This is a genomic window from Pirellulales bacterium (assembly GCA_019636345.1).
In the GTDB taxonomy this organism is placed as follows: domain Bacteria; phylum Planctomycetota; class Planctomycetia; order Pirellulales; family Lacipirellulaceae.
In genome coordinates, this window is the sequence record JAHBXQ010000002.1 from 1 (window position 1) to 19,750 (window position 19,750).

15 protein-coding genes and 1 tRNA gene are annotated in these 19,750 nt (G+C 66.6%); 9 read left to right on the forward strand and 7 right to left on the reverse strand.

Annotation, left to right across the window (positions count from 1 at the left end):
* Positions 1–247 precede the first annotated feature (247 nt).
* A complete protein-coding gene (locus KF688_03840; GenBank protein ID MBX3424792.1) occupies positions 248–514 on the reverse strand; it encodes a hypothetical protein in 267 nt (88 codons plus the stop codon).
* Positions 515–1,220: 706 nt separating this feature from the next.
* On the opposite strand from KF688_03840, the gene hemW reads away from it, so the two are divergent.
* A complete protein-coding gene (gene hemW, locus KF688_03845; GenBank protein ID MBX3424793.1) occupies positions 1,221–2,369 on the forward strand; it encodes a radical SAM family heme chaperone HemW in 1,149 nt (382 codons plus the stop codon).
* A gap of 14 nt (positions 2,370–2,383) precedes the next feature.
* Here the strand turns inward: hemW and KF688_03850 are convergent, their stop codons facing one another.
* Positions 2,384–4,177 (reverse strand): alkaline phosphatase, encoded by a 1,794-nt coding sequence (locus KF688_03850; protein MBX3424794.1) that lies wholly within the window; start codon positions 4,175–4,177, stop codon positions 2,384–2,386.
* 282 nt (positions 4,178–4,459) lie between these two features.
* Between KF688_03850 and der the strand changes: the two genes are divergently transcribed.
* Positions 4,460–5,851, forward strand: a complete 1,392-nt coding sequence (der, locus tag KF688_03855) for a ribosome biogenesis GTPase Der (protein ID MBX3424795.1) — start codon at positions 4,460–4,462, stop codon at positions 5,849–5,851.
* A gap of 144 nt (positions 5,852–5,995) precedes the next feature.
* On the opposite strand, the gene KF688_03860 is transcribed toward der, so the two are convergent.
* Complete coding sequence (locus KF688_03860) at positions 5,996–6,172, reverse strand: hypothetical protein (GenBank protein MBX3424796.1); 177 nt, start codon at positions 6,170–6,172, stop codon at positions 5,996–5,998.
* A 385-nt stretch (positions 6,173–6,557) separates the two neighbouring features.
* Here KF688_03860 and KF688_03865 point away from each other — a divergent pair.
* Positions 6,558–6,631 (forward strand) — tRNA-Val (locus tag KF688_03865).
* A 335-nt stretch (positions 6,632–6,966) separates the two neighbouring features.
* Here KF688_03865 and KF688_03870 read toward each other — a convergent pair.
* Complete coding sequence (locus KF688_03870; protein MBX3424797.1) at positions 6,967–7,755, reverse strand: sugar phosphate isomerase/epimerase; 789 nt, start codon at positions 7,753–7,755, stop codon at positions 6,967–6,969.
* A gap of 89 nt (positions 7,756–7,844) precedes the next feature.
* Between KF688_03870 and KF688_03875 the strand changes: the two genes are divergently transcribed.
* From KF688_03875 to KF688_03900, 6 genes are all read left to right on the forward strand, one after another.
* On the forward strand, positions 7,845–10,571 hold the full coding sequence (locus KF688_03875) for a hypothetical protein (GenBank protein ID MBX3424798.1): 2,727 nt from the start codon (positions 7,845–7,847) through the stop codon (positions 10,569–10,571).
* A gap of 169 nt (positions 10,572–10,740) precedes the next feature.
* Positions 10,741–11,529, forward strand: coding sequence for a Nif3-like dinuclear metal center hexameric protein (locus tag KF688_03880; protein MBX3424799.1), 789 nt, complete (start codon positions 10,741–10,743; stop codon positions 11,527–11,529).
* A 444-nt stretch (positions 11,530–11,973) separates the two neighbouring features.
* Positions 11,974–12,744 (forward strand): glycosyltransferase family 2 protein, encoded by a 771-nt coding sequence (locus KF688_03885; GenBank protein MBX3424800.1) that lies wholly within the window; start codon positions 11,974–11,976, stop codon positions 12,742–12,744.
* Positions 12,735–14,351 (forward strand): hypothetical protein, encoded by a 1,617-nt coding sequence (locus KF688_03890; protein ID MBX3424801.1) that lies wholly within the window; start codon positions 12,735–12,737, stop codon positions 14,349–14,351. Before KF688_03885 ends, KF688_03890 begins: the two co-directional genes overlap by 10 nt.
* 248 nt (positions 14,352–14,599) lie before the next feature.
* Entirely contained in the window at positions 14,600–15,934 is a 1,335-nt protein-coding gene (locus tag KF688_03895; protein ID MBX3424802.1) for a hypothetical protein, read from the forward strand.
* Between the two features lie 27 nt (positions 15,935–15,961).
* A complete protein-coding gene (locus tag KF688_03900) occupies positions 15,962–17,155 on the forward strand; it encodes a rhomboid family intramembrane serine protease (protein MBX3424803.1) in 1,194 nt (397 codons plus the stop codon).
* Positions 17,156–17,171: 16 nt separating this feature from the next.
* On the opposite strand, the gene KF688_03905 is transcribed toward KF688_03900, so the two are convergent.
* From KF688_03905 to KF688_03915, 3 genes are all read right to left on the reverse strand, one after another.
* Positions 17,172–17,579: a hypothetical protein gene (locus KF688_03905; GenBank protein ID MBX3424804.1), complete on the reverse strand. Its 408-nt coding sequence runs from the start codon at positions 17,577–17,579 to the stop codon at positions 17,172–17,174.
* Positions 17,580–17,669: 90 nt separating this feature from the next.
* The gene (locus tag KF688_03910; protein MBX3424805.1) at positions 17,670–18,308 is read right to left on the reverse strand and encodes an RNA polymerase sigma factor; all 639 of its coding nucleotides are present in this window, start codon (positions 18,306–18,308) and stop codon (positions 17,670–17,672) included.
* A 38-nt stretch (positions 18,309–18,346) separates the two neighbouring features.
* Positions 18,347–19,690 carry a hypothetical protein gene (locus KF688_03915; GenBank protein MBX3424806.1) on the reverse strand — a complete coding sequence of 448 codons (1,344 nt, stop codon included), beginning with the start codon at positions 19,688–19,690 and terminating at the stop codon, positions 18,347–18,349.
* Between the last annotated feature and the right edge of the window lie 60 nt (positions 19,691–19,750).

Below are 19,750 nucleotides of genomic sequence, written 5' to 3' on the forward strand. Positions count from 1 at the left end.
TGCAGCCATATTGAGGAATGGCCACTCAATCAACAGGCATACTCCATAACGCGTGAAGGCACGCAGAGGTTTCTCATCGTCTCGATTGTCATTGAGTGCTTGAGGTGTAATCGGAATCATTGCGTGTATAGTAGAACGCGCACGCAGGGTTATCAAAAGGTTTCGGAATTGCGTCTTGACAGAAACTACCTCTCATGGAGCGGAGCAAAAGGAAAGGCCCCGACCGTAGCCGGGGCTGGTTGCGCCGTTAGATGGCCGTCGCCGGTCCGATCTCTTCGGACTGCTCGGCGTTCTCTAGTCCATCCGCCAGCGCGGTACAAACGCCGACGACGTTTCGCGCGGACTCGGCATCGCGTGCCAGAATCTCAACGACGCCGCGGCGGGTAATAGCGACCGGAACGCGGAAGCGCTTCATCCGGTCGTCGCTGTAGAGCCGCTCATTCATTTCGTCGAGCGGCGTCAAGCCAAGGCCATCGGAAATGAGTTGATGGGCCTGGGCGAATTGTGCAATCATGGCTTCATTCATCGTAGGGAAGGGGAATCGAAGTAGAGATTCGGTTCTGCTTTCCCGTGGGCGGTGCGCGTGGCAAGGAAGAGGGGGGAAGGGAATAGGGCGGCCGGGCGTGATGCTCGCGGCCACTCCGCTTCCCCGCGAGGTCAAGGTGGAGACGCGCAGCGGTCTACCTTGACGGAGCGGGCACAATCAGAAACCCGCGAGCATCCTGGGGTGGTCGGAGGTTTTTCCAGCACGCGCAACCGAGCAAAAAAACGCGGGTAGTCGGCGCGCACCCACAACGTACCCACTACCCACAAGAAACGAATCTGGCGCCAGCGCGACGATGCAGCGGTCAAAACCGACGCTCGGAAAAGGCCCAGAAAAGCAGGTTCATGCGCGAAGGTTCTCACCCTCAACAAGACCCAAATTCGGTGCTTCGGATGAAACGCCGAAAAGCGCACCCACAATGCACCCACAATCGGTTTTCGCTCACCGATTTTATTGGACTTACGTCAAATTGAGGGTAGACCTTGACCTTCACAAAGCGTTTTGTATATTGCAGTTACGTCATCCGGTCTGGACGATGTGAGCCGTTCGCAATGCAGAGGTCGAGGGTTCGACTCCCTTCCGCTCCACTTTGTTTGCCTTTCTCGCCCACGCCCCCACAGTCCTTGCGGGGGCGTTTGCGTTGCGCCTGGGCCGATTTGCGGGGGGGATTCCGGCCGTGTCCCTCACTCCTGATTCGGCGTCCGCGGCCCCCCGAGCCGCGTACCTCCATGTCCCCTTCTGCCGGCGGCGGTGCGGGTACTGCAACTTTGCGATCGTCGTCGGCCGCGACGAGTTGGCCGACGAGTACCTGCGGGCCGTCGAGATCGAGTGGAGCTGGCTCGGCGAGGCGCGGCCGGTCGACACGCTCTATTTCGGCGGCGGGACCCCCTCGCAGCTTGGGCCCGCGCGATTGGAGCGGCTCTGTTCCGCGGCGGCGAACTGGCATCCCGTGGCCCCCGGCGGGGAGTGGACCGTCGAGGCGAACCCCGACGACGTCGACGAGTCGCTCGTCGCGATGCTCGCCCGGGTCGGCGTCACGCGGGTGAGTTTGGGGGCGCAGTCGCTCGCGGATCGCAAGCTCATTGCGCTCGATCGCACCCACGACCCGGCTGCGGTTCGCCGGGCCGCAGCGGCAATTCGCGGCGCCGGGCTGCAATTGGCGACCGATCTCATCTTCGCGGCGCCGGGCGAGACGCTCGCCGATTGGCAGGCCGACGTCGCGGCGACGCTGGCGCTCGAGCCCGACCACGTCTCGACCTACGGGCTGACGTTTGAGCGCGGCACGAGCTTCTGGTCGCAACGGTTGCGGGGCGAGTTGGCTGGCGCCGACGAACAACTGGAACGCGACATGTACGCCGCGGCGATCGACATGCTGGGCGCTGCGGGGTTTGAGCACTACGAGGTGTCGAATTTTGCCCGCTCGGGTCGCCGCAGTCGCCACAACGAAGCCTACTGGGCCGGCGACGAGTACTATGCCGCGGGCCCCGGAGCGGCGCGGTACGTGGCGGAGGTGCGCGAGACGAATCACCGCAGCACGACGACGTGGCTGCGGCGCGTGTTGGCCGGGGAATCGCCCGTGGCCGAGCGTGAGGAGTTGTCCCCCGAGGAGCGGGCCCGCGAGCGGCTCGTCTTCGGGCTTCGTCGATTGGCCGGGGTTGAACGCCGGTGGTTCCTGGCGCGCACCGGCTGCTCGCTCGACGAACTTGCGGGGCGGGAAATCGCCAAGTTCGTCTCGCTGGGGATGCTCGTCGACGACGGCCAAGCGGTCCGGCTCACCCGCGCGGGGTTGTTCGTCAGCGATGCGCTGTGGCCGGAGTTGCTGTAGCCGGTCGTCGGCCGTCACTTCGGCTTGCGGGCGGCGTCGACGGGGCTGGCGATGACGCCGGTTCGGACGAGCTCGATCATCCGTTGGCCCAGGTCCGTCTGGTGCATGACGCCGGAGAATGCCGCAGTCGCGGCTTCGGGTCCCCAGGCGCCGACCAGCACCGGCGTGCTGGTGTGCGTGCCCGTGCCCCAGACGACGCTTTGGGCCGCGGCCATTTTGCGTCCCAACAGATTCATGCGCGAGTTATCGCCGTAGACGTAGAACGCCTCGAAGTCGCGGATCGCCGGTACGGTCGGCAGGTTCAGGTAGGGATGCCCCGCGACGTAGTTGCGGTTGGGAGCCCGGTTGAGCACCTCGGCCGCGTCCTCGAGCGTGATCTTCACCGCCGAAGCGGCGTTGACCATCTCCATCAGCTTCTCAGGCGTTCGCTCGGCGGGGGGGAGCTCGTCGAACTCGAGCGCCACGATCGTGAAGAAGCTTTTCGTCTGATCGTACAGGCGGTCGAGAACTTCGTGCGCAGCGTAATTGAAGTTCGGCTCGAACAAGTCGCTGCTGGAGAACGCGGAGCCCGGAAGTCGTCGCGGTTCGGGAAGGGGGCGGCCCGAGTAGCTGAACCCGAACGATCCCGTTTCGTGATCGGCCGTCACGAGCACGAGCGTGTCGTCGCGGTCGGCGGCCCACTCCAGGACCCGGCGCACGGCCGCGTCGAACCGAAGCAACTCATGGAGCAGCGTTCCCGCGTCGTTGTTGTGCCCGGCCCAGTCGATTTGCCCCCCCTCGACCATCAGGAAGAACCCGTCGGAATTCGCCGAGAGGAGTTCCAGGGCTTTGTCGGTCATCTCGACAAGCGTCGGCTGGATGCGGCCGTGGCTGTTGATCTCGGCTCGTTCGCACAGGGCGTCGTTCATCTCGGAATCGGCGAAGAGCCCCAATACGCGGCCCGATTTCACTCGTTCGAGGGCGAACCGATCGAACACCAGCGCGTACTCGCCGCGGGCTTCCAGGAGCAGGTTGCGGTTATCCTTGCGTTTGGATGTGGCGCGATACACGCCGCCGGTCATTTGCAGCAGGGCGGCATGGGCGGTCGATTCGCGGTTGTTGATCGCTTCGGGGACCCAGTTGCGCAGGCCCCCGCCGAGCATGACGTCGACTTGGTTGGCAAGCATGTCGACGGCAATCTCGTTCTCCATGCTGCGATTCCGCTGGTGGGCCGCAAACGCCGCAGGGGTGGCGTGGGTGACGCGGGTGTCGGTCACGAGTCCTGCGCTCTTGCCGAGTTTCTTGGCGATTTCGACGACCGTCTCGGCCGGCTCGCCCTGGTAGTTGACGCCGATCATCTCAGACCCGGCGTACTGCCCGGTGGCGAGTTGCGTCGCCGCGGCGGCGGAATCGACCACGATGGCGCCGTGCGGGTCGTTCATCACGACTCCCACCGTGCCTGCGTTCATCAGTTGCTCGATCGCCGAGGTGCGATTGGGAGCGGTCGAGCGCGAGCCGTGCCGCGCGTACTGTGACAACAGCCCCACTTGCTGCGGACCCATGCCGTCGCCGATCAGCAGGATGACGTTCTTGACGCGGGGGCCGAACAGAGCCGGATTGCCGGCGGCGACTTCGAGCGTCGAGGGGACGAGCGCCGGCGGAGGGAGCGCGCCGTCGACGGCGTCGATCGCGAGCCCCCCGGGCGAGAGCGCCAACTCCGTCGCCGCCGGTTCAGCGGCGCGCACCGTGACGGCGACGAGCGATCCGAACAAACCCAACGCCAGCGCCGCGACGACGCCCCCGGAGAAAACAGCAGTGCGAAGATTCATCGAACCTGGGCTCAAGGCGCAAGAGGAGGGGAATCGGGCATGTTCGTGAAGCAGCCCTCACTAGTATAGCCGCCGGGGCTGCCAGGCCGAACTCACTCCCTGCAGAAGTGCCGGGGGCCGATTCCAGCGGGCGGTTCAGGCGGCGGACGCCCCCCGTACGCCGGCTCGCGGCTTGGCATCCGCTGCGGCAAATCGGTGGCGACGGGGCCTGCCGGGCGGGTATGATGAAGGATCGTCCCCAGGGCCCCTCGGGGCCCCTCCCCCTCGGTGTTTCGCTCGCTCATGGCTGTCCCCCGCGTCGTTATCGTCGGCCGACCGAACGTCGGCAAAAGCAGCATCCTCAACTGGTTGGCCGGGCTGCGGCTGGCCATCGTCGAGGATCGCCCCGGCGTGACCCGCGACGCGGTCGACTACCTCATGGAGCACGAAGAGCGGTATTTCGAACTCGTCGACACCGGCGGGATCGGCGTCGAGGACGAGGACAACCTTACCAAGCACATCGAGGAGCAGATCCAAACCGCGATCGACTCGGCCGCGGTGATCTTGTTCGTCGTCGACGGCCGGGCCGGGCTGACGCCGCTCGACGAGGAGGTCGGGCGCCGCCTGCGGGATCTCGACGTGCCGGTGATCTGCATCGCCAACAAGTGCGACGACGAAAAGCACGACGCCCAGACGGTCGACTTCTATCGCCTGGGACGCGGCAAGATCGTGCCGGCCAGCACCAAGCAGAATCGCAACCGCACGGTGCTGCTGAATCTGATCCTCGAACGGCTCCCCGAGGAAAAGGTCGACGAGGCCGACGTCGCCGAGCCGGAGATGCGGGTGGCGATCGTCGGTCGCCGCAACGTGGGCAAGAGCACGTTCGTCAACACGCTGGCCCAGGCGCAGCGGATGATCGTCAGCGAGGTCCCCGGCACGACGCGCGACAGCGTCGACGTACGGTTCGAGCTCGACGGCAAGGGGTTCGTGGCGATCGACACGCCGGGCCTGCGCAGGACGAAGAGTCGCGGGGCGTCGATCGACTTCTACGGCGCTCATCGGGCCCAACGCAGCATCCGCCGGGCCGACGTCGTGCTGTTGTTCCTCGACGCGACCGAGCGGATCAGCAAGGTCGACAAGCAGTTGTGCGACTACATTGGCGAGCAGTACAAGCCGCTGATCTTCGTCGTCAATAAGTGGGATCTTCTGGCCAAGACGATGCCGACCGAGAAGTGGGTGCGGTATCTCAACGACACGTTCCGCACCATGCGTTACGCCCCGATCGCGTTCATCACCGGCGAGACGGGCAAGAACGTCAAGGCGCTGCTCAATCACGCCCAGATGCTGTTCAAGCAATCGCGGCAGCGACTCAGCACGGGGCAACTCAATCGCTTGCTGCGCGACGCCGTGCAGCGGAACCCCCCGCCGCTCTACCAAAATCGCCGGCCGAAGATCTTCTACGGCACTCAGGTCGGCGTGCAGCCGCCGACCTTAGTGCTGTTCTGCAACGACCCTCAGGCGCTCGATCGGCCGTACCAGCGGTATCTGCTGGGGGCGGTGCGCGATCAGATGAACTTCGCCGAGGTGCCGGTGAAGCTCTACCTCCGCAAGCGGCAGCCCTCCGACGGGCAGAGCGGTTTGGACGAGGAAGACGAAATCAACGAGATCGAACAGACCGAACCGTTGGTCGAATAGCGGCTGCGAAGCGGGGGAGAAGAGAAGCTCGCAGACCGGCAGGGCGAGGCTTCGCCAAGGCGCACGTGGCGCGACTGACAGCTTCGCGTTTCCGGGCGAGCCCGTCCGCGTCGCTGAGAGTCCTGGCTGCAGAGGGCGCTGGCTTCAGTCTAATAGCGCCGGGCCGCCCCCCGCGGGGCGCGTCGACGCGACGTCAGCGGCGTCCGGCGCCCCCTTCTGCGCGTAGAACTGGGCGACCGTTGCGCCGATGCCGATGCTCCAGACGAGCACGAAGCACAACACTTCAGTCCAGGACAGGATGTGACGCCAATCGTGTCTCATGGGTCCGCCGTTCCGCCTGTGGCAGTCTCAAACCTGCCGGAACCGGACGATTGCGGAAATCCTCCGCAACCCCGATAGCCCGCGATTAGAGCGGAGTTGCCAGAAGCCGACAAGCGCAGTTTCTTCACGGAATATTCACCATATTCACCGAATCTCGACGCTCGACGCCGGGAGCGAGCGAAGCGAGAGCTTCCGGGATCCTCCGCGGGGGCGTTGCCGCGTGACAAAGGCGGCCGCCGCGGACTCCTTGTTTCCGGCGGGAATCGGCCGCTGCGGGACTTGGGCGCCCCCCCTACACGGGCCCAGAGGGCCATGCTACACTTCCGGGTCTGCGGGACGAGGGGGGCGGTTCGTTTAGGAACCGTCCTGGCCGTTTCGGCTCCGCGGGCGATTAGCTCAGTTGGCTAGAGCACCAGCTCGACAAGCTGGGGGTCGCAGGTTCGAGCCCTGCATCGCCCACTCGATCTGACTGCCGCGGCAGTCATGCTAGCGGCGGGCATGTTCTTCATCACACGCGCGGTCCCTGCGGACTCGCGCCACGGGAGTAGCTGGTCTTGGGTACGAAAAAGAGCGGCAAGGGGCGTCGGAAGCTGGGGCGTAAGAAGCGGCGGATGCGCGCGAAGATTCGCCACCGCAAAAAGTAGTTTGCCGCGGTTCTTGTCCAGGCGAACCGACCGCGACAGGCGGTTCGAGGCGGCGATTTCGTCGCACTCTGAGTTGCATAACGTCCAGCAATCCGGGCGTTCCGCTTTGCTGCGACCACGGGCGCCCCGTCCGCTGGTTGAGTTGGGCTCTCAATGCCCGCATGAGCGGATGAACGCGGCCGCGTCGTGCAGTTCTTGTTCGGGGCTTGCCGAGCCTCGTCGTCCGGCGGTCGCCCATCCGCGGTAACCGTATTGCTCAAGCAGCCGCGCCACGAGTTCGTGGACGTCGGCCACCCCGCGGCCGAGTTCGACCTGAATCGCGGTAGCCCCGCCGATCCCCGGCACGGCGTCGGCGGCAGTGAAGTGAACGACGTGAGGTCCCAGCCGGTCGAGCCACTCGCGCGGCGTGCAGCCATGGGCGATCAGGTCGCCTGGGTTGAAGTCGAGTCCGAGCGTCCCCTCGGGCAACTCGGCCAGCAGCGTCGCCAGTTCGTCCGGCTCGATGTCTGCGGCGGCGATCGCGGGGACGACGCCGGCGCGCTGCCCCGCGGCGCCCAGCAGCGTCAGGGCGTCGAGAACCTCGCTGCGACGCGCGTCGTCCTCGGCGGGGAGGGTCCCGAGGTTCGTCACGAGGACGCCGCCTCCCAGCTTCGACGCCAAGCCGATCGCAGCCGTGACCGCCTCGATTCGCCGCTCGAAGTCCTGCGGGGCGAGCAGCCCGCGGCGGGTGGCGAGTGCAGCGCCGGCGACCCGCAGATTCGCTTCTTCCAGCATTTTCCGCACCTGCCGGAGGGCGGTGCCGGTCATGTCGGCTGGGCGGAGTTCATCGCGGGCGTCGATTTGCACGCCGTCGACCCCCGCGGCGGCGGCGATGTGCAATGCTTTCCGGAAGGGTTGTCCGAGCACGCTGGTCGCCGCGGCGATTCGGACTGCCGTCACGGTGCGATCTCCCCCTTGCGACCAGCCCCCGGCGCCACGGCGTTGCCGTACGCACGGCCCGGCGGGCAGTTTGTTGCTTGACGTGAACCATGATAGTTCTCGGGCTGCTGCTGATTCTAGCCGTTGAAGCCGCGCCCGCTAGCGCCGCCGATCAGCAGCCCGCTTTGCAGTCCGATTCGTCTGCGGAGCGCAGCGAGGCGATCGGGACGACTCCCGCTGCGGAAGAACCGGCCGCAGCCGACGGGGCCGTTTCCGGACGCCACCCCGACGCCGTGGAGATTCTGCATTGCGACTTCGGCAAGTCGTGGGACGTCAACTACGACGGTTGGCCCGACCGGTGGAAGCGACACTTCGGCCCAGGGCTGCCCAAGTACGTTCCCGCGGCGCTCGAGCGCGACGATTCCTCCACGGAGGGCTCGTGCCTGACGGTTCGCCTGAACGGCGGCGGGGCGCGACTGGAGAGCCCGGCGGTCGCGGTTTCCGACAACTACAGCTACGTCGTCGAAACCGCCTTGCGAATGCGCGACGTCAAGTACGGTCGCGCGCGGATCGTCGTCGAGTTCTGCGACGAGCGGCGCGAGGTGATTCAGACCGCCGCGAGCGCCTGGATGACGAATGTCCCGCAATGGCAACTGTTCCACATCGGCCCGGTGAACCCGACCGACCCCGAGGTCGCGCTGGCGCGGCTCGTATTGGAGATCGAGGCGGGATCGAAGGTCGATCTCGCGGGAGACGTGGCGGTCGACGACCTGTGGATCGGCCGGCTTCCCAAGATGACGGTCCGCACCAACAGCCCGTTCAACGTCTACACCGACCCCCGCGACGTGCAGGTCGTGTGCGAACTTTCGGGCATTCGCGAGCGGGACCCCGACATCATCTTCGAGCTGCTCGACGCGAGCGACCATACGCTCGACGACAACCGCATTCAGCTCGACGGCCGCAAGATCACCGAGCGCCTCAGCAAAGCCTCCGACATCGTCAACAACGCGGTCAAGCGGCCGGCGGGTTACGCCGGGACGACTTCGTGGCGGCCGCCGATTCGCGAGCACGGATTCTATCGCGTGCGGGTCACCATGAGCACCGCTCGGGGGCTGCTCAAGAAGGACGTCGTGTCGATTGCAGTGGTCCCCCCGCTGGAACGCCCGCAGCACGGCGAGTTCGGCTGGTCGCTCGCCGGCGACGACATTCCGCTCTCGTTCGGCGAACTGGGCGATCTGCTGCCGCGGGTCGCCGTCCACTGGGTCAAACTGCCCGTATGGTACGGCCCGACCGAGAAGGCGCGCGGCGACGAGTTGGTCGTGTTTGCCGAACAGCTCTCGGCGCAAGACATTGAGATCGTCGGGGTCGTCGACCGCCCGCCGGCCGACTCGGAGTTGGCGACCCGCGTGGCGCGCGACGCGGCGATCGCTGACACGCTCTCGATCGAAAGCTCGAACTGGCTGCCGCTGCTCGACCCGGTCCTCAGTCGCTTGTCGCTGCGGGTGCGGTGGTGGCAATTGGGAAACGACCATGACGCCAGCTTCTCGACGTTTCCGAATCTCGAGGCCGAGATCGCCAAGCTGCGCGCCAAGCTGTTCCGCTTCGGTCAGGACGTGAGCTTGGGGATCGGCTGGCGGTGGATGCAGGCGATCGGCAATTCGACGCCGGCCCCCTGGGAGTTTCAGCAGTATACGGAGAGCCCGGGCCTGACTGGCGCCGAGTTGGGCGAGTATCTCAAGCTGCCCAAACGCCCAGGCGTGAATCGGTGGGTGCTCGTCGAGCCTCTTTCGAAGCGGACCTACGACCTTGAAACGCGCGCCCGCGATCTCGTCGAACAAATGCTTGCGGCGCGAATCAACGGCGCCGATGCGGTGTTCGCCGCGCGGCCGTTCGACGACGATCGGGGGCTGATGACCGACTCCGGCTCGCCTGGCGAGCTGCTGCTGCCGTGGCGCACGACGGCCTCGCTCCTCAGCGGCGCCAAGTACCTGGGCAAGATGCGGCTCCCCGGCGGCAGCGAGAACCGGCTCTTCGAGACCCCGGCCGGGGACGTGCTGATGGTCCTGTGGAATCAGTCGCCGACCGACGAATCGTTGTACCTGGGCGAGCGCGTGCAAGTGATCGACGTATGGGGGCGGCAAACGACCCCGGTTAAGCGCGACGAGCGGCAATTGCTGCACGCCGACGTCATGCCGAGCTTCGTCATTGGCGTCCATCGAGAGATCGCCCTGTGGCGGATGGCGGTCAAGTTCGAGACCCAGCATGTTCCCAGCGTATTCGGCAAGACGCACCTGAATGCGATCGAGATCGTCAACCCGTTCCCGCAAGGGGTCGGCGGTTACGTCCAGATCAAGGCGCCGACGGGGTGGGAGGTCTCGCCCGAGAAGATCGAGTTCAAGATTGGGGAGGGGCACAAGGTCGTGAGGCCGTTTGAGATCCTGCTCCCCTTCGACGCCAACAGCGGCGACGCGCATGTCGAGGCGAACTTCGTCGTCGAAGCCGACCGGCGTTACGAGTTCGGCGTCTACCGCACGCTGAACGTGGGGGACGGCCTGGTCGAGTGCGAGATCCACACCCGACTTCAGGAGGACGGGACGCTGTTGGTCGAACAGCGGATGATCAACCGAGGCGCCGAGTTGGTCGACTTCAAGTGCATGCTCTACGCCACAGGTCGCCGTCGGCAGCGTGCCCAGGTGTTCCGCCTCGGCGCCCGAACCGACGTGAAGATTTATGAGTACCCCAACGGCGCCGAGCTGTTGGGGACCGAGTTCTGGCTCCGCGCCGAAGAAGTCAATGGCCTGAGGGTCATCAATCGGAGGTTCTTGGCGGAACAGTAGCGGGGTGAGCGGCAGGGGGAACGTCGACCTAGCGACTGACGACGGACTGCGGACCACGGGCGCCCCCCCAGTTGGCCCCTTGTCGAGCTCGCTGCGCCCGGCATACCATGCGGTCACGGCTTCTCGGCCGTCCCCCGTCGGCCGACACCCTTCCTCCCTCCCCCTTCCCATGGCCACCGTCGCCCAAGTCGTCGAGGTCATGGAGCAGCTTGCCCCGAGCGCGCTCGCTGAATCGTGGGACAATGTGGGGCTGCTGATCGGGGACCGCTCTCGCGAGGTCGGACGGGTGCTGACGTGCCTGACCGTGACTCCCGCGGTGGTCGCCGAGGCGTGCGAACAGCGGGTCGGGCTGTTGGTGAGTCATCACCCCCTGCCGTTCCATCCGCTGCGGGCCGTCACGGCCGACACGATCATCGGTCGGATGCTGCTCGACCTCATCCGGCACGAAATCGCGGTGTACAGCGCTCATACGGCGTTCGACTCGGCCCGGGCAGGAATCAATCAGCATCTAGCAATTGGCCTGGGGCTGCAGCAGATCGCCCCGTTGACTCCCGCGGCCGACGATCCCGAGGTGGGCGCCGGCCGGTGCGGCGATTGCGACGGGCCCCTCACTCAATGCGAATTGGCCGAGCGGGCCAAGGCGTTCTTGGGGCTGTCGTCGGTGCGGATCGTCGGGGCCGAAGATCAAGCCGTCTCGCGCGTGGGGGTCGCCTGCGGCAGCGGGGCGTCGTTCCTCGACGCGGCGCTCAAGGCGGGCTGCAACGCGCTGGTGACCGGCGAGGCGAGCTTTCACGATTGCTTGGCCGCCGAGGCGGCTGGCGTCGCGCTGGTCCTTCTGGGGCACTACGCCAGCGAGCGATTCGCTATGGAGTCGCTCGCCGATTATCTGGGGGATCAATTGCCGCGGCTCGACGTCCGCCCCAGCGCCGCCGACGCCGATCCGATCAAGACGGTGTGAGTCGCTTGCTGGCGATTCCCGGCAAAAGGAACGACACAGGTCGAGCGTGCCCCCCGCGGCTGAACCGCCGATTTCTTGGCCGATCGGGGCCCTGGGGCTGGTTTTGCCGGTTGTAGGCGAGAGTCCAGCAAGCCGCGCCCGGTCATGGCCGAGCGAAATGCCGGGCGTCGTTGACCCGACCCGGCGACCATCTAAAATGCGATTCGTCGCACGCAATGCAGGGAGCGCGGCCGAAGAACCGATTCCCGGGAGCTTCTTCCGAGACCGGCGCTCGGCCTGGGCGGCCTTCCCCCGGCGGATCCAAGCGTTCGGTTGATTGCCGATCGTTTTTCGCGGATGGGAGAAGGCTAGGTTCGACATCGGCGACGCACCGGCTGCCGCTGCAGCGTGCGTTGCGCCGTCTCACCCCCCCGAGGCTCCATGTTCTCCACTCACTCCGCCGACTTGCCGCCGGTGCGGTTCCTGACGGCCTTGCCGGTGTACAACGAGGCCAAGCATGTGACCGGCGTCCTTGATCGGGTCGTCGCTCACGCGGCCGACGTGCTGGTCGTCGACGACGGTTCGACAGACGGAACCCCCGAGTTGCTGGCGGCCCGCGGCGACGTTCAGGTGATCCGGCACGAACGGAATCGCGGGTACGGCGCCGCGCTTAAGACGGCATTCGATTTCGCGGTGCTTCACAAGTACGACGTGCTGGTGACGATCGACTGCGACGGGCAGCACGAACCGCAGCTCATCGGCGAGTTGGTGAGCTGCTGCACGACTGACGTCGACGTCGTGTCAGGAAGCCGGTATTTGGAAGTCGACCCGCGCTCCCAAGGGCAGGCCCCCGTCGATCGCCGGCGGATCAATTCGCAGGTCACCGAGGAACTCAACTGCCGGTTGGGGCTTTGCCTGACCGACGCGTTTTGCGGGTTCAAGGCATACCGGGTCTCGGCGCTGGCGCAGCTCGAACTGACCGAACTCGGCTACGCGATGCCGCTGGAGCTATGGGTGCAGATCGCCCACCGCAAGCTCAAGGTCGTCGAAGCTCCGATCCCGTTGGTCTATCTCGACGAGAAGCGGAGTTTCGGCGGGGCGCTCGACGACGCGGCCGCCCGGTTGGCGTATTATCACCAGGTGATCGATCGAGCGGTCGAGGCGTGCCGGCCGACCTTCCAGCCGTTGCCGCCGCGCTCCGGCTGTCCAGGCGGGCAAATGCAGGGATGTTGTTGAGCCCTACGGAGCGACCGCCGACGTATCGCGCCCCGGCTGACGACGGCGGATTGCTGTCCGTACCCGCCTGGGACGAATTGCCTGCGCTCGCGCAGCAGGGGGCTCTGCTCGACGCGGCCCCGGTCGAAATCGGCGGCGTCTCGCTGGGAGAGTTTCGTCGCCAAGCCAAGGCCGAACTCGCCCTGCTCGCGCACGAGTACGTCGCCGAGTACGCCGACGCCCCCGCGCGGCTCGATCCGGCGGCGCCGATCGTCGTCGCCGGGCATCAGCCTGAGCTCATCCACGCGGGCGTATGGCTAAAGAACTTCGCGGCGTCGGAACTGGCTGGTCGCCTCGGCGGAGGGGCGATTAATTTGGTGATTGACTCCGACGCAGCCCACGGCGCGACCATTCGCGTCCCGGCAGGCGATCCCGCGACGCCCCGGTTCGAGTTGCTGCCGTTCGACGCCCCCTGCGAACCAATTGCCTGGGAGGAGCGGCGCGTGATTGACGCCGCCACATGGCAGTCGTTCGGCGCGCGAGCCGTCGAGGCGATGCGTCCCTGGGGCGTCGATCCGCTGGCCCGCACCTGGTGGCCGACGGTGCTGGCGAGCCGCGGGACTCCGCCGGGGTTGGCGCTCGCGCAAGCGCGTCATGCCTTGGAAATCGAGTGGGGCGCCCGGACGCTCGAGCTGCCGCAAAGTGCGGTCGGCCGGTCGCACAGCTTCCGCCGGTTCGCCTGCGTTCTGTTGGCCGAGCTGCCAAGGCTGGTCGCCGCGTACAACGGGGCCTTGGCGGAGTTCCGCCGCATCCATCGAATTCGCAACCACGCCCACCCGGCGCCCAATCTGGCGACCGATGGTCGCTGGTTCGAGGCGCCGTTCTGGTCGTGGTCGACAAGCGATCCGACCCGTCGGCCGTTGTTTGCTCGTCGGATCGGGGACGAGGTCGAGATCGCCGACCGAGGCCGGTTCGTACAGCGTCTGCCGCTGGGAGGATCCGGCGACTGCGATACGGCGATCGACGTGCTTGCCGCGTGCGAGGCCCGAGGGGTGAAGATCCGCTCGCGGGCGATGGCGACGACGCTGTTCGCCCGGTTGGCGCTGGCCGACCTGTTCATTCACGGGATCGGAGGCGCCCGATACGACGAGGCGACCGACGCGATCAGTCGCGAGTTCTTCGGCCTGACCCCGGCGCCGTACGCAGCGATGACCGGGACCCTGAGGTTGCCGATTCCGCTGCCGCGCGAGGCGGACGCCGAGATCAACACGCGGCGGCGCGATCTGCGCGACCTCCGTTTTCATCCCGAGCGATTCCTCGCCGGGGCCGACCTGGATGCAGAAGGGGATCGAGTCGCCGCCGTCCTCGTCGCCGAGAAACGCCGCTGGATCGCCGCCGAGAAGTCTCCTGCCAACGCCCGCGCTCGCCACCTCGGGATTGAGGGAGCGAACCAAGCCCTCGCGGCGCTCCTGGCCGACGTTCGCGGGAGAACCACGGCCAGTCTGGAAGCGGCCCGGCAGCGAGCCCGGGCCGGGGCGATCTTGGGTTCGCGAGAGTACGCTTTTTGCCTATTTCCCCACGATCGGCTCCAGCAGTTTCTGCTGGATTTCCCCCGCCGATTGCCGTAGGCTCACAGACGCGGCGGCGCAAGACGGCGCGCCGCGGCGTGGAACAGCGAATACGACGCTGGAATGTCGGCGAGGCTCGTTGCGAGCGTGCGGACTGCCGCGGTTTCCGCCGACCAAGTCTCAGCTCGGGCGATCGCAGTCTGTTGATTCAGGGGACAGGCATGCTCGCGGATTGCCGATGGCAAGGGTTGTTGGCATTGGTCCGCGAACCAGTTCCCTGTTTCGACGGCTGATAAGGGCCAGGGATCATGCACATTCCCTCCCCGGAGGAGGATCGGATCGGCGGCTTCGTGCGGCCGGGGCGGCTTTGCGAGCTTAGCCCCGGCGTCGAGGTGGTGGCCGCTCACGCGGGCGACCATGCCCTGGTGCTCAACCTGCTGGTGCAGATTCGCCACGCCGATCTGTCTGAAGATTTTCAAAGCCGGCTCGACGCCCCCGGCTATTCGCCGACTGACCGGCTGCTCGTTCGCCGCAACGGACAACTGGTTGCGCACGCGCAAGCGACGAGGCACATTGCCTGGTTTGAAGGACAGCGAGCGCCCGTCGTGCGGATCGACGACTTGGTCGTGTTGCCCGAGTACGCCCCGGCGGGCTACCAGCTTGCCCTGCTGCGGATCGCGGAGGAAAACGCAGTGCGCGAGGGGGCGACGGCGCTGTTCTCGCTGGCGGCCGATTCGGAGTCGTTCGCCACGGCGGGATGGAGTCGCGTCCGCGGGCAACTTCATACGCAGGCTCGGGCGCGGGCCGTCCTCGCCCATCTGGAAGCTCAACGCGAACAACGCCGTCGCCGGCGGCGGGGCGAGCCCGAGGTCCGGGCGTGGCGACTGGTCGATCTCGACGCGGTCGAGGCCCTGTTCGGCCGGCTTGTTCCCCAGGCGTGGGGGGGGCTGCATCGCACGAGCGAGCTGTGGCGATGGCTCGCCGGGCGCAAGACTCACGACGCCATTCTGTTGGCCGTCGAGCACGATCATGACCGAAGCCGCGGCGAATCGGGGCAAGCGGTCGGCTACGCCGTGGTCCGCGACTCGCGGGTCGTCGAGATGTTGGTCGATCCCGCGCACCCGGCGGCGCGGACTGCGCTGTTGGCCCAGGCCTGTCGCGACGCGATCGACCGCGACCACCACTATGTGTCGCTCCACACGTCGGCCGACGACCCGCTGCACGAGTTGATCGTCACCGCGGGTGGAAGCTGGGCGTCGCAGTCGGTCGACGGCCAGTGGATGGTCAAACTCGCGGCGCCCGATCGCTGGGTCGAACGACTGTACGACGTGTGGCGCGAGCGAACCGTCGCCGCGGGAATTGATCGGCCTGTCGAGTGCGCGTTCCACGTCGGCGGGGAGACGTTGGCGGTCGTGCTGACGCGGCGCAGCGCGCGGCTGGAGCATCGCGGCGACAATCCGACGGGGGCGATTCCCTGCAGCCGCGCCGTGTTTCACGAACTTCTGCTGGGGAACCTGTCGATCGGCCGAGCGGAACGCGACGGACTGGTCCCCCGGCTCGACCCTGCCGTCGCGCGGGTCGCCGCGACGTTCTTTCCCGTCCGGCACTTGTGGCAATCGCCGTGGGAGTTGCTTAGGCTGTAGGGGACGCACGCAGGGCCGATCGCACCGATGTTCATTCCCTACTCTTGCGACGCCCCGCTCTACTACCGGCCTTTCGGCACGATCGGGCTGATCATCGTCAACACGGTCGTCTTTTTCGCGCACCATCTTGGCGCCCTGCCGGTCGAGCCGTGGGTGCTGGAGTACGGAACCGGCTGCCACCCGCAGGAGTGGCTGCTGTGCAACTTCGCTCATGCGGACTTGGGACACCTGCTGGGGAACATGTTGTTCCTGTGGGTGTTCGGACTGATCGTCGAGGGAAAGCTGGGGGCCGCCAAGTTCTTGAGCTGTTATCTGGCGATCGGCCTATTGCACGCGGCGATCGAGCAGACGCTCATGCTCGGTTACGGCGGGAGCACTGAAGGGAGCCTTGGCGCCTCGGCGGCGATCTTCGGGATCATGGCGATGGCTTGCGTCTGGGCGCCCGCTAACGAGGTGTCGATTTTCGTCTGGATCTTCTGGGTCGTGCACTTCACCTTCGAAATGAGCGTCGGCGTCTTGGCCGCGATCTACGTCGGTTGGGAAGTCGTGCTCGTGGGGCTTCACTTCGCCCTCGGCGGGGCGGCCGTCGCAACGAGCGGCGAGGCGTTTGCGACGAGTTCCTGGCTCCACCTGTTGGGCGTGCTGATCGGAGCCCCCCTGGCGATCGTCATGCTGAAACGCGGCGTCGTCGATTGCGAAGGGTGGGACCTGTTTTCCGTCTTGAGCGGCGACACCGGCGCCGACGCTCAGGCGAAGCGGGCTGCCAAGCCGATTCTCGAAGAAACGCTCGCCGTGCGCCGCGAGGAGAAGCTCCAGGAGGGGCTGCGGCGATTCGAGGCGTATCTGGCCATCGGGCAGGCGTCGCAGGCCCAGGGGGTGCGACGGCGAATGAGCGATATGGGAATGCCGCTTTCCCTCACCGCCCGGCAGCATGCGGCGCTCGTCGTCGGGCTCCACAAAGAGGGCAAGTGGGTCGAGTCGGCGCCGGTGATGGCTGAGTACCTCGCCGAGCATCGCGACAACGCCGACCTGGTGCGGATCAAGCTGGCACAGATTTGCGTCTTGCAGCTTGAACGCCCGCGCAAAGCGCTCGAACTGCTCAAACAGGTCGACCAATCGGGGCTAAGCGACGGGCAGCGCGAGCTGTTTCGCAAGGTGGCCGTCGCGGCCAAGCAGCGGGTGGAGGCGGGCGAGATCGAAATCGACGACGCAGCGTGGTGAGTCCCGTCGCAGGTCGTCACTCCGACGGCTCGCCGAGCAGCCCGACGCTCGACTGGTAGTATCGACTGCGGCGCGCCCCGACCGTCGCGGCGTCCTGAGTCGCCAGCCGCTCGCTCAGGTCGGCAAGGCTCGCCTGACACGCCCGGCAGCCGATCACCTCGATGTGAAATGCGAGATACTCGTCGAGCCGCGGGTCGAGCACCCCCAGCAGGTGGCTCCCCAATTGTTCACGGGTGAAGCAACTCAGCCGTCGCCGCCGCCAAATCGCCCCCAGCGAGTGGAGCCCCGCGTCCCGCCGCCCGACGACCTCGGCCAGCCGGGCGCCGAGGGCTTCGTTGTCGCGCAGCGCGGCCTCGAGCGCCGTCATCTGCTCGGCCGGCAAGGCTTCGTCGAGGAACGCATCAAGCTGAGCGTCGGAATACATCAGGGCGAAAGCTGGCGAGAGGCCGGAGGTCAGGGAAGGAATTGATCGCGAGCCGCGGCGTCCTCGCCCGCGGCGCGCTTCGCGACTCGCTCACTCATGCAAGTCCGGAAACACGTCTTCGTTGAGCTGTTGCCGCACGACATGCTTGCGCAACCGGGCGACGAAGTCGTGCTTGAAATTCGCCACCTGCTGCTCGGACAAGCCGAGCTCTTCGGCCGTCTGTTTGTTTCCCCAGCCGACGACGAACAGCAGTTCCATGCACTTCACCTTGTCCCAGTCGCCCGTTTCACGCCACTTGTCGAGTTGCTCAGCGACCCCCGCGGCGAGCGCTTCCTCCTCAAGGGCGTGCCGTTCGCCGCTGCGGGCGAGGCTGCTGGCGCGACGGGCCGAACCGGCCGGTTCCCAGTTGTCCCCCGAGCCGTCGGCGGTCGACAGCGGCACGGCGGGTCGCCGGCCCTCGCGACGCAGATAATCGGTCAGCTTATGAGCCGCGATCGTGAACAGCCAGCTCTCCAGCGGCCGCCGCGAATCGTAATTCGGCAAACTCGTGAGAAACCCGATGAAGGTCTCCTGGACGACGTCCTCGCTCGCATCGCGACGTCGCAGCCGGCTCTCGACGAACGCCAACAGGCGGCCTTCGTATTGATCGATCAGCTCGGTCCACGCCGCCGAATCGCCGCGACGAATCGCGGCGACCAACAGGGCGTCGGGGTGAGCGGAGTCGGACATCGGCCCGCGGGGAACGAGGCGTGACGCATGGCGCCGGGCTACGAAAGCAATCCGAGAAGCGCCAGCGCCCCGATTATCGCCGCGGGGACGCCCAGAAACAACCGCTTCGTGTAATAGCCGCGGGTCCAGGTGTCGAGCTTCAGCAGGCCGAACGCCAACGCGACGACGCCGACGCAGGCGCCGGCCGTTGCGGCCACTGCCCCAAGTCGATCGCGTCGGACGTACGCCTGCCAGGCGGCGATGAGTCGCTCGTCGACTTCGGGGCCGAATTCCAAAAGGACGTGGGCTTTGAGCATGTCGCCGAACGATGCGTCGACCGGCTCGATGTATTGATCAACGACGATTTGATCGAGCAGTTGGTCGATCCGCAACGACATCCGCGTCAGTTGCGGAACGACCCCGCCGCGAGCCCCGACGCCATGGGTGAGGACCGAAATCCGCTGCCGCACTTTGCCGCTGATGAGAACGAGCAACTCGTCATGGCACTCGCGCAAGGTCGAGAACGGGGCCGTCGAGACGATCTCGCGCCGCAGCCCGTCGCCCAGCGTCGGCGGCGCGTCGAGCCACTTCGGTCGCTCCGGCGTTTCCTCGGGGTTCGATTCTTCCCCGGGCGCCGCGGCGATGTCGTTGCCCGCAGAACCCTCTTCCGCAGCCGGCGATCTGCTTGCCGGCTTGGCGCCCGAACTGTCGCGAGGCGCCTCGTTCTCCGTCTTACCATCCAGCGCAATCTTAGGGGCGGTCAGTCTGTCCCACAGGGCGTCGAGCGGGACGTCCTCCGGGAGCGATTCGACCGCCGCGCTTCCGACAACAGCGGCGGGCCCGTCGACCCTCTCCGAGCGCGAGACGCCCCAGAACATCCCCGCGACCAAGATCCCTGCGATCCCCAGCCCGACCAGACCGAGGCCCGAGCGGTTCCCGTCGTCGCCTCGGCGGCGGCGGAGCAATGCGGTCGCGGCGGCGATGGCGGCAATCGGCACGATCAGGCCGACGAACGAAACCCGGTACGACCGTGTGGATTGGCTTGCCGCTGACCTGGAGTGCGTCGGGCCCTGAACAAGCATCCGCGAACCGTCGGCGGTGACGCGATACGTCGTTCCGTCGGGATAGGTTTCGGCCCATCCCCCGTGGGCGAACTTCTCAATCTGGGCGTCGACTTGACGGCCCTGCTTGCGTGCAGCCGCGACCGCCGTATCGTACTCGACTTTGATTTCTGCTCGGCGGGCGTTGTGCTCAACTTCTCGATACACGGCCCCCGTCGCCAGCATCCCCAGCAGCGCCAAGCCCCCGAGCGCCGCCGCGATCTTGTGACCGCGCGCTCCCGCCGCCGTCGTGACGAACAGCACGACCAACGCGATCACTAAGAGCGGAAAAAAGGCGAGCATCTGCGGACGTTCCTGTCTACGATCCTGTCAGCCGACTAGGCCTCTGCTGCTTCCACGCTT

Excerpts from the sequence above, each read along its gene's own strand:
- KF688_03840 (MBX3424792.1), bottom strand. The coding sequence starts at position 514 with ATGATTGCACAATTCGCCCAGGCCCATCAACTCATTTCCGATGGCCTT.
- KF688_03850 (MBX3424794.1), bottom strand. The coding sequence starts at position 4,177 with ATGAATCTTCGCACTGCTGTTTTCTCCGGGGGCGTCGTCGCGGCGCTG.
- der (MBX3424795.1), top strand. The coding sequence starts at position 4,460 with ATGGCTGTCCCCCGCGTCGTTATCGTCGGCCGACCGAACGTCGGCAAA.
- KF688_03860 (MBX3424796.1), bottom strand. The coding sequence starts at position 6,172 with ATGAGACACGATTGGCGTCACATCCTGTCCTGGACTGAAGTGTTGTGC.
- KF688_03875 (MBX3424798.1), top strand. The coding sequence starts at position 7,845 with ATGATAGTTCTCGGGCTGCTGCTGATTCTAGCCGTTGAAGCCGCGCCC.
- KF688_03880 (MBX3424799.1), top strand. The coding sequence starts at position 10,741 with ATGGCCACCGTCGCCCAAGTCGTCGAGGTCATGGAGCAGCTTGCCCCG.
- KF688_03890 (MBX3424801.1), top strand. The coding sequence starts at position 12,735 with ATGTTGTTGAGCCCTACGGAGCGACCGCCGACGTATCGCGCCCCGGCT.
- KF688_03895 (MBX3424802.1), top strand. The coding sequence starts at position 14,600 with ATGCACATTCCCTCCCCGGAGGAGGATCGGATCGGCGGCTTCGTGCGG.
- KF688_03900 (MBX3424803.1), top strand. The coding sequence starts at position 15,962 with ATGTTCATTCCCTACTCTTGCGACGCCCCGCTCTACTACCGGCCTTTC.
- KF688_03905 (MBX3424804.1), bottom strand. The coding sequence starts at position 17,579 with ATGTATTCCGACGCTCAGCTTGATGCGTTCCTCGACGAAGCCTTGCCG.
- KF688_03910 (MBX3424805.1), bottom strand. The coding sequence starts at position 18,308 with ATGTCCGACTCCGCTCACCCCGACGCCCTGTTGGTCGCCGCGATTCGT.
- KF688_03915 (MBX3424806.1), bottom strand. The coding sequence starts at position 19,690 with ATGCTCGCCTTTTTTCCGCTCTTAGTGATCGCGTTGGTCGTGCTGTTC.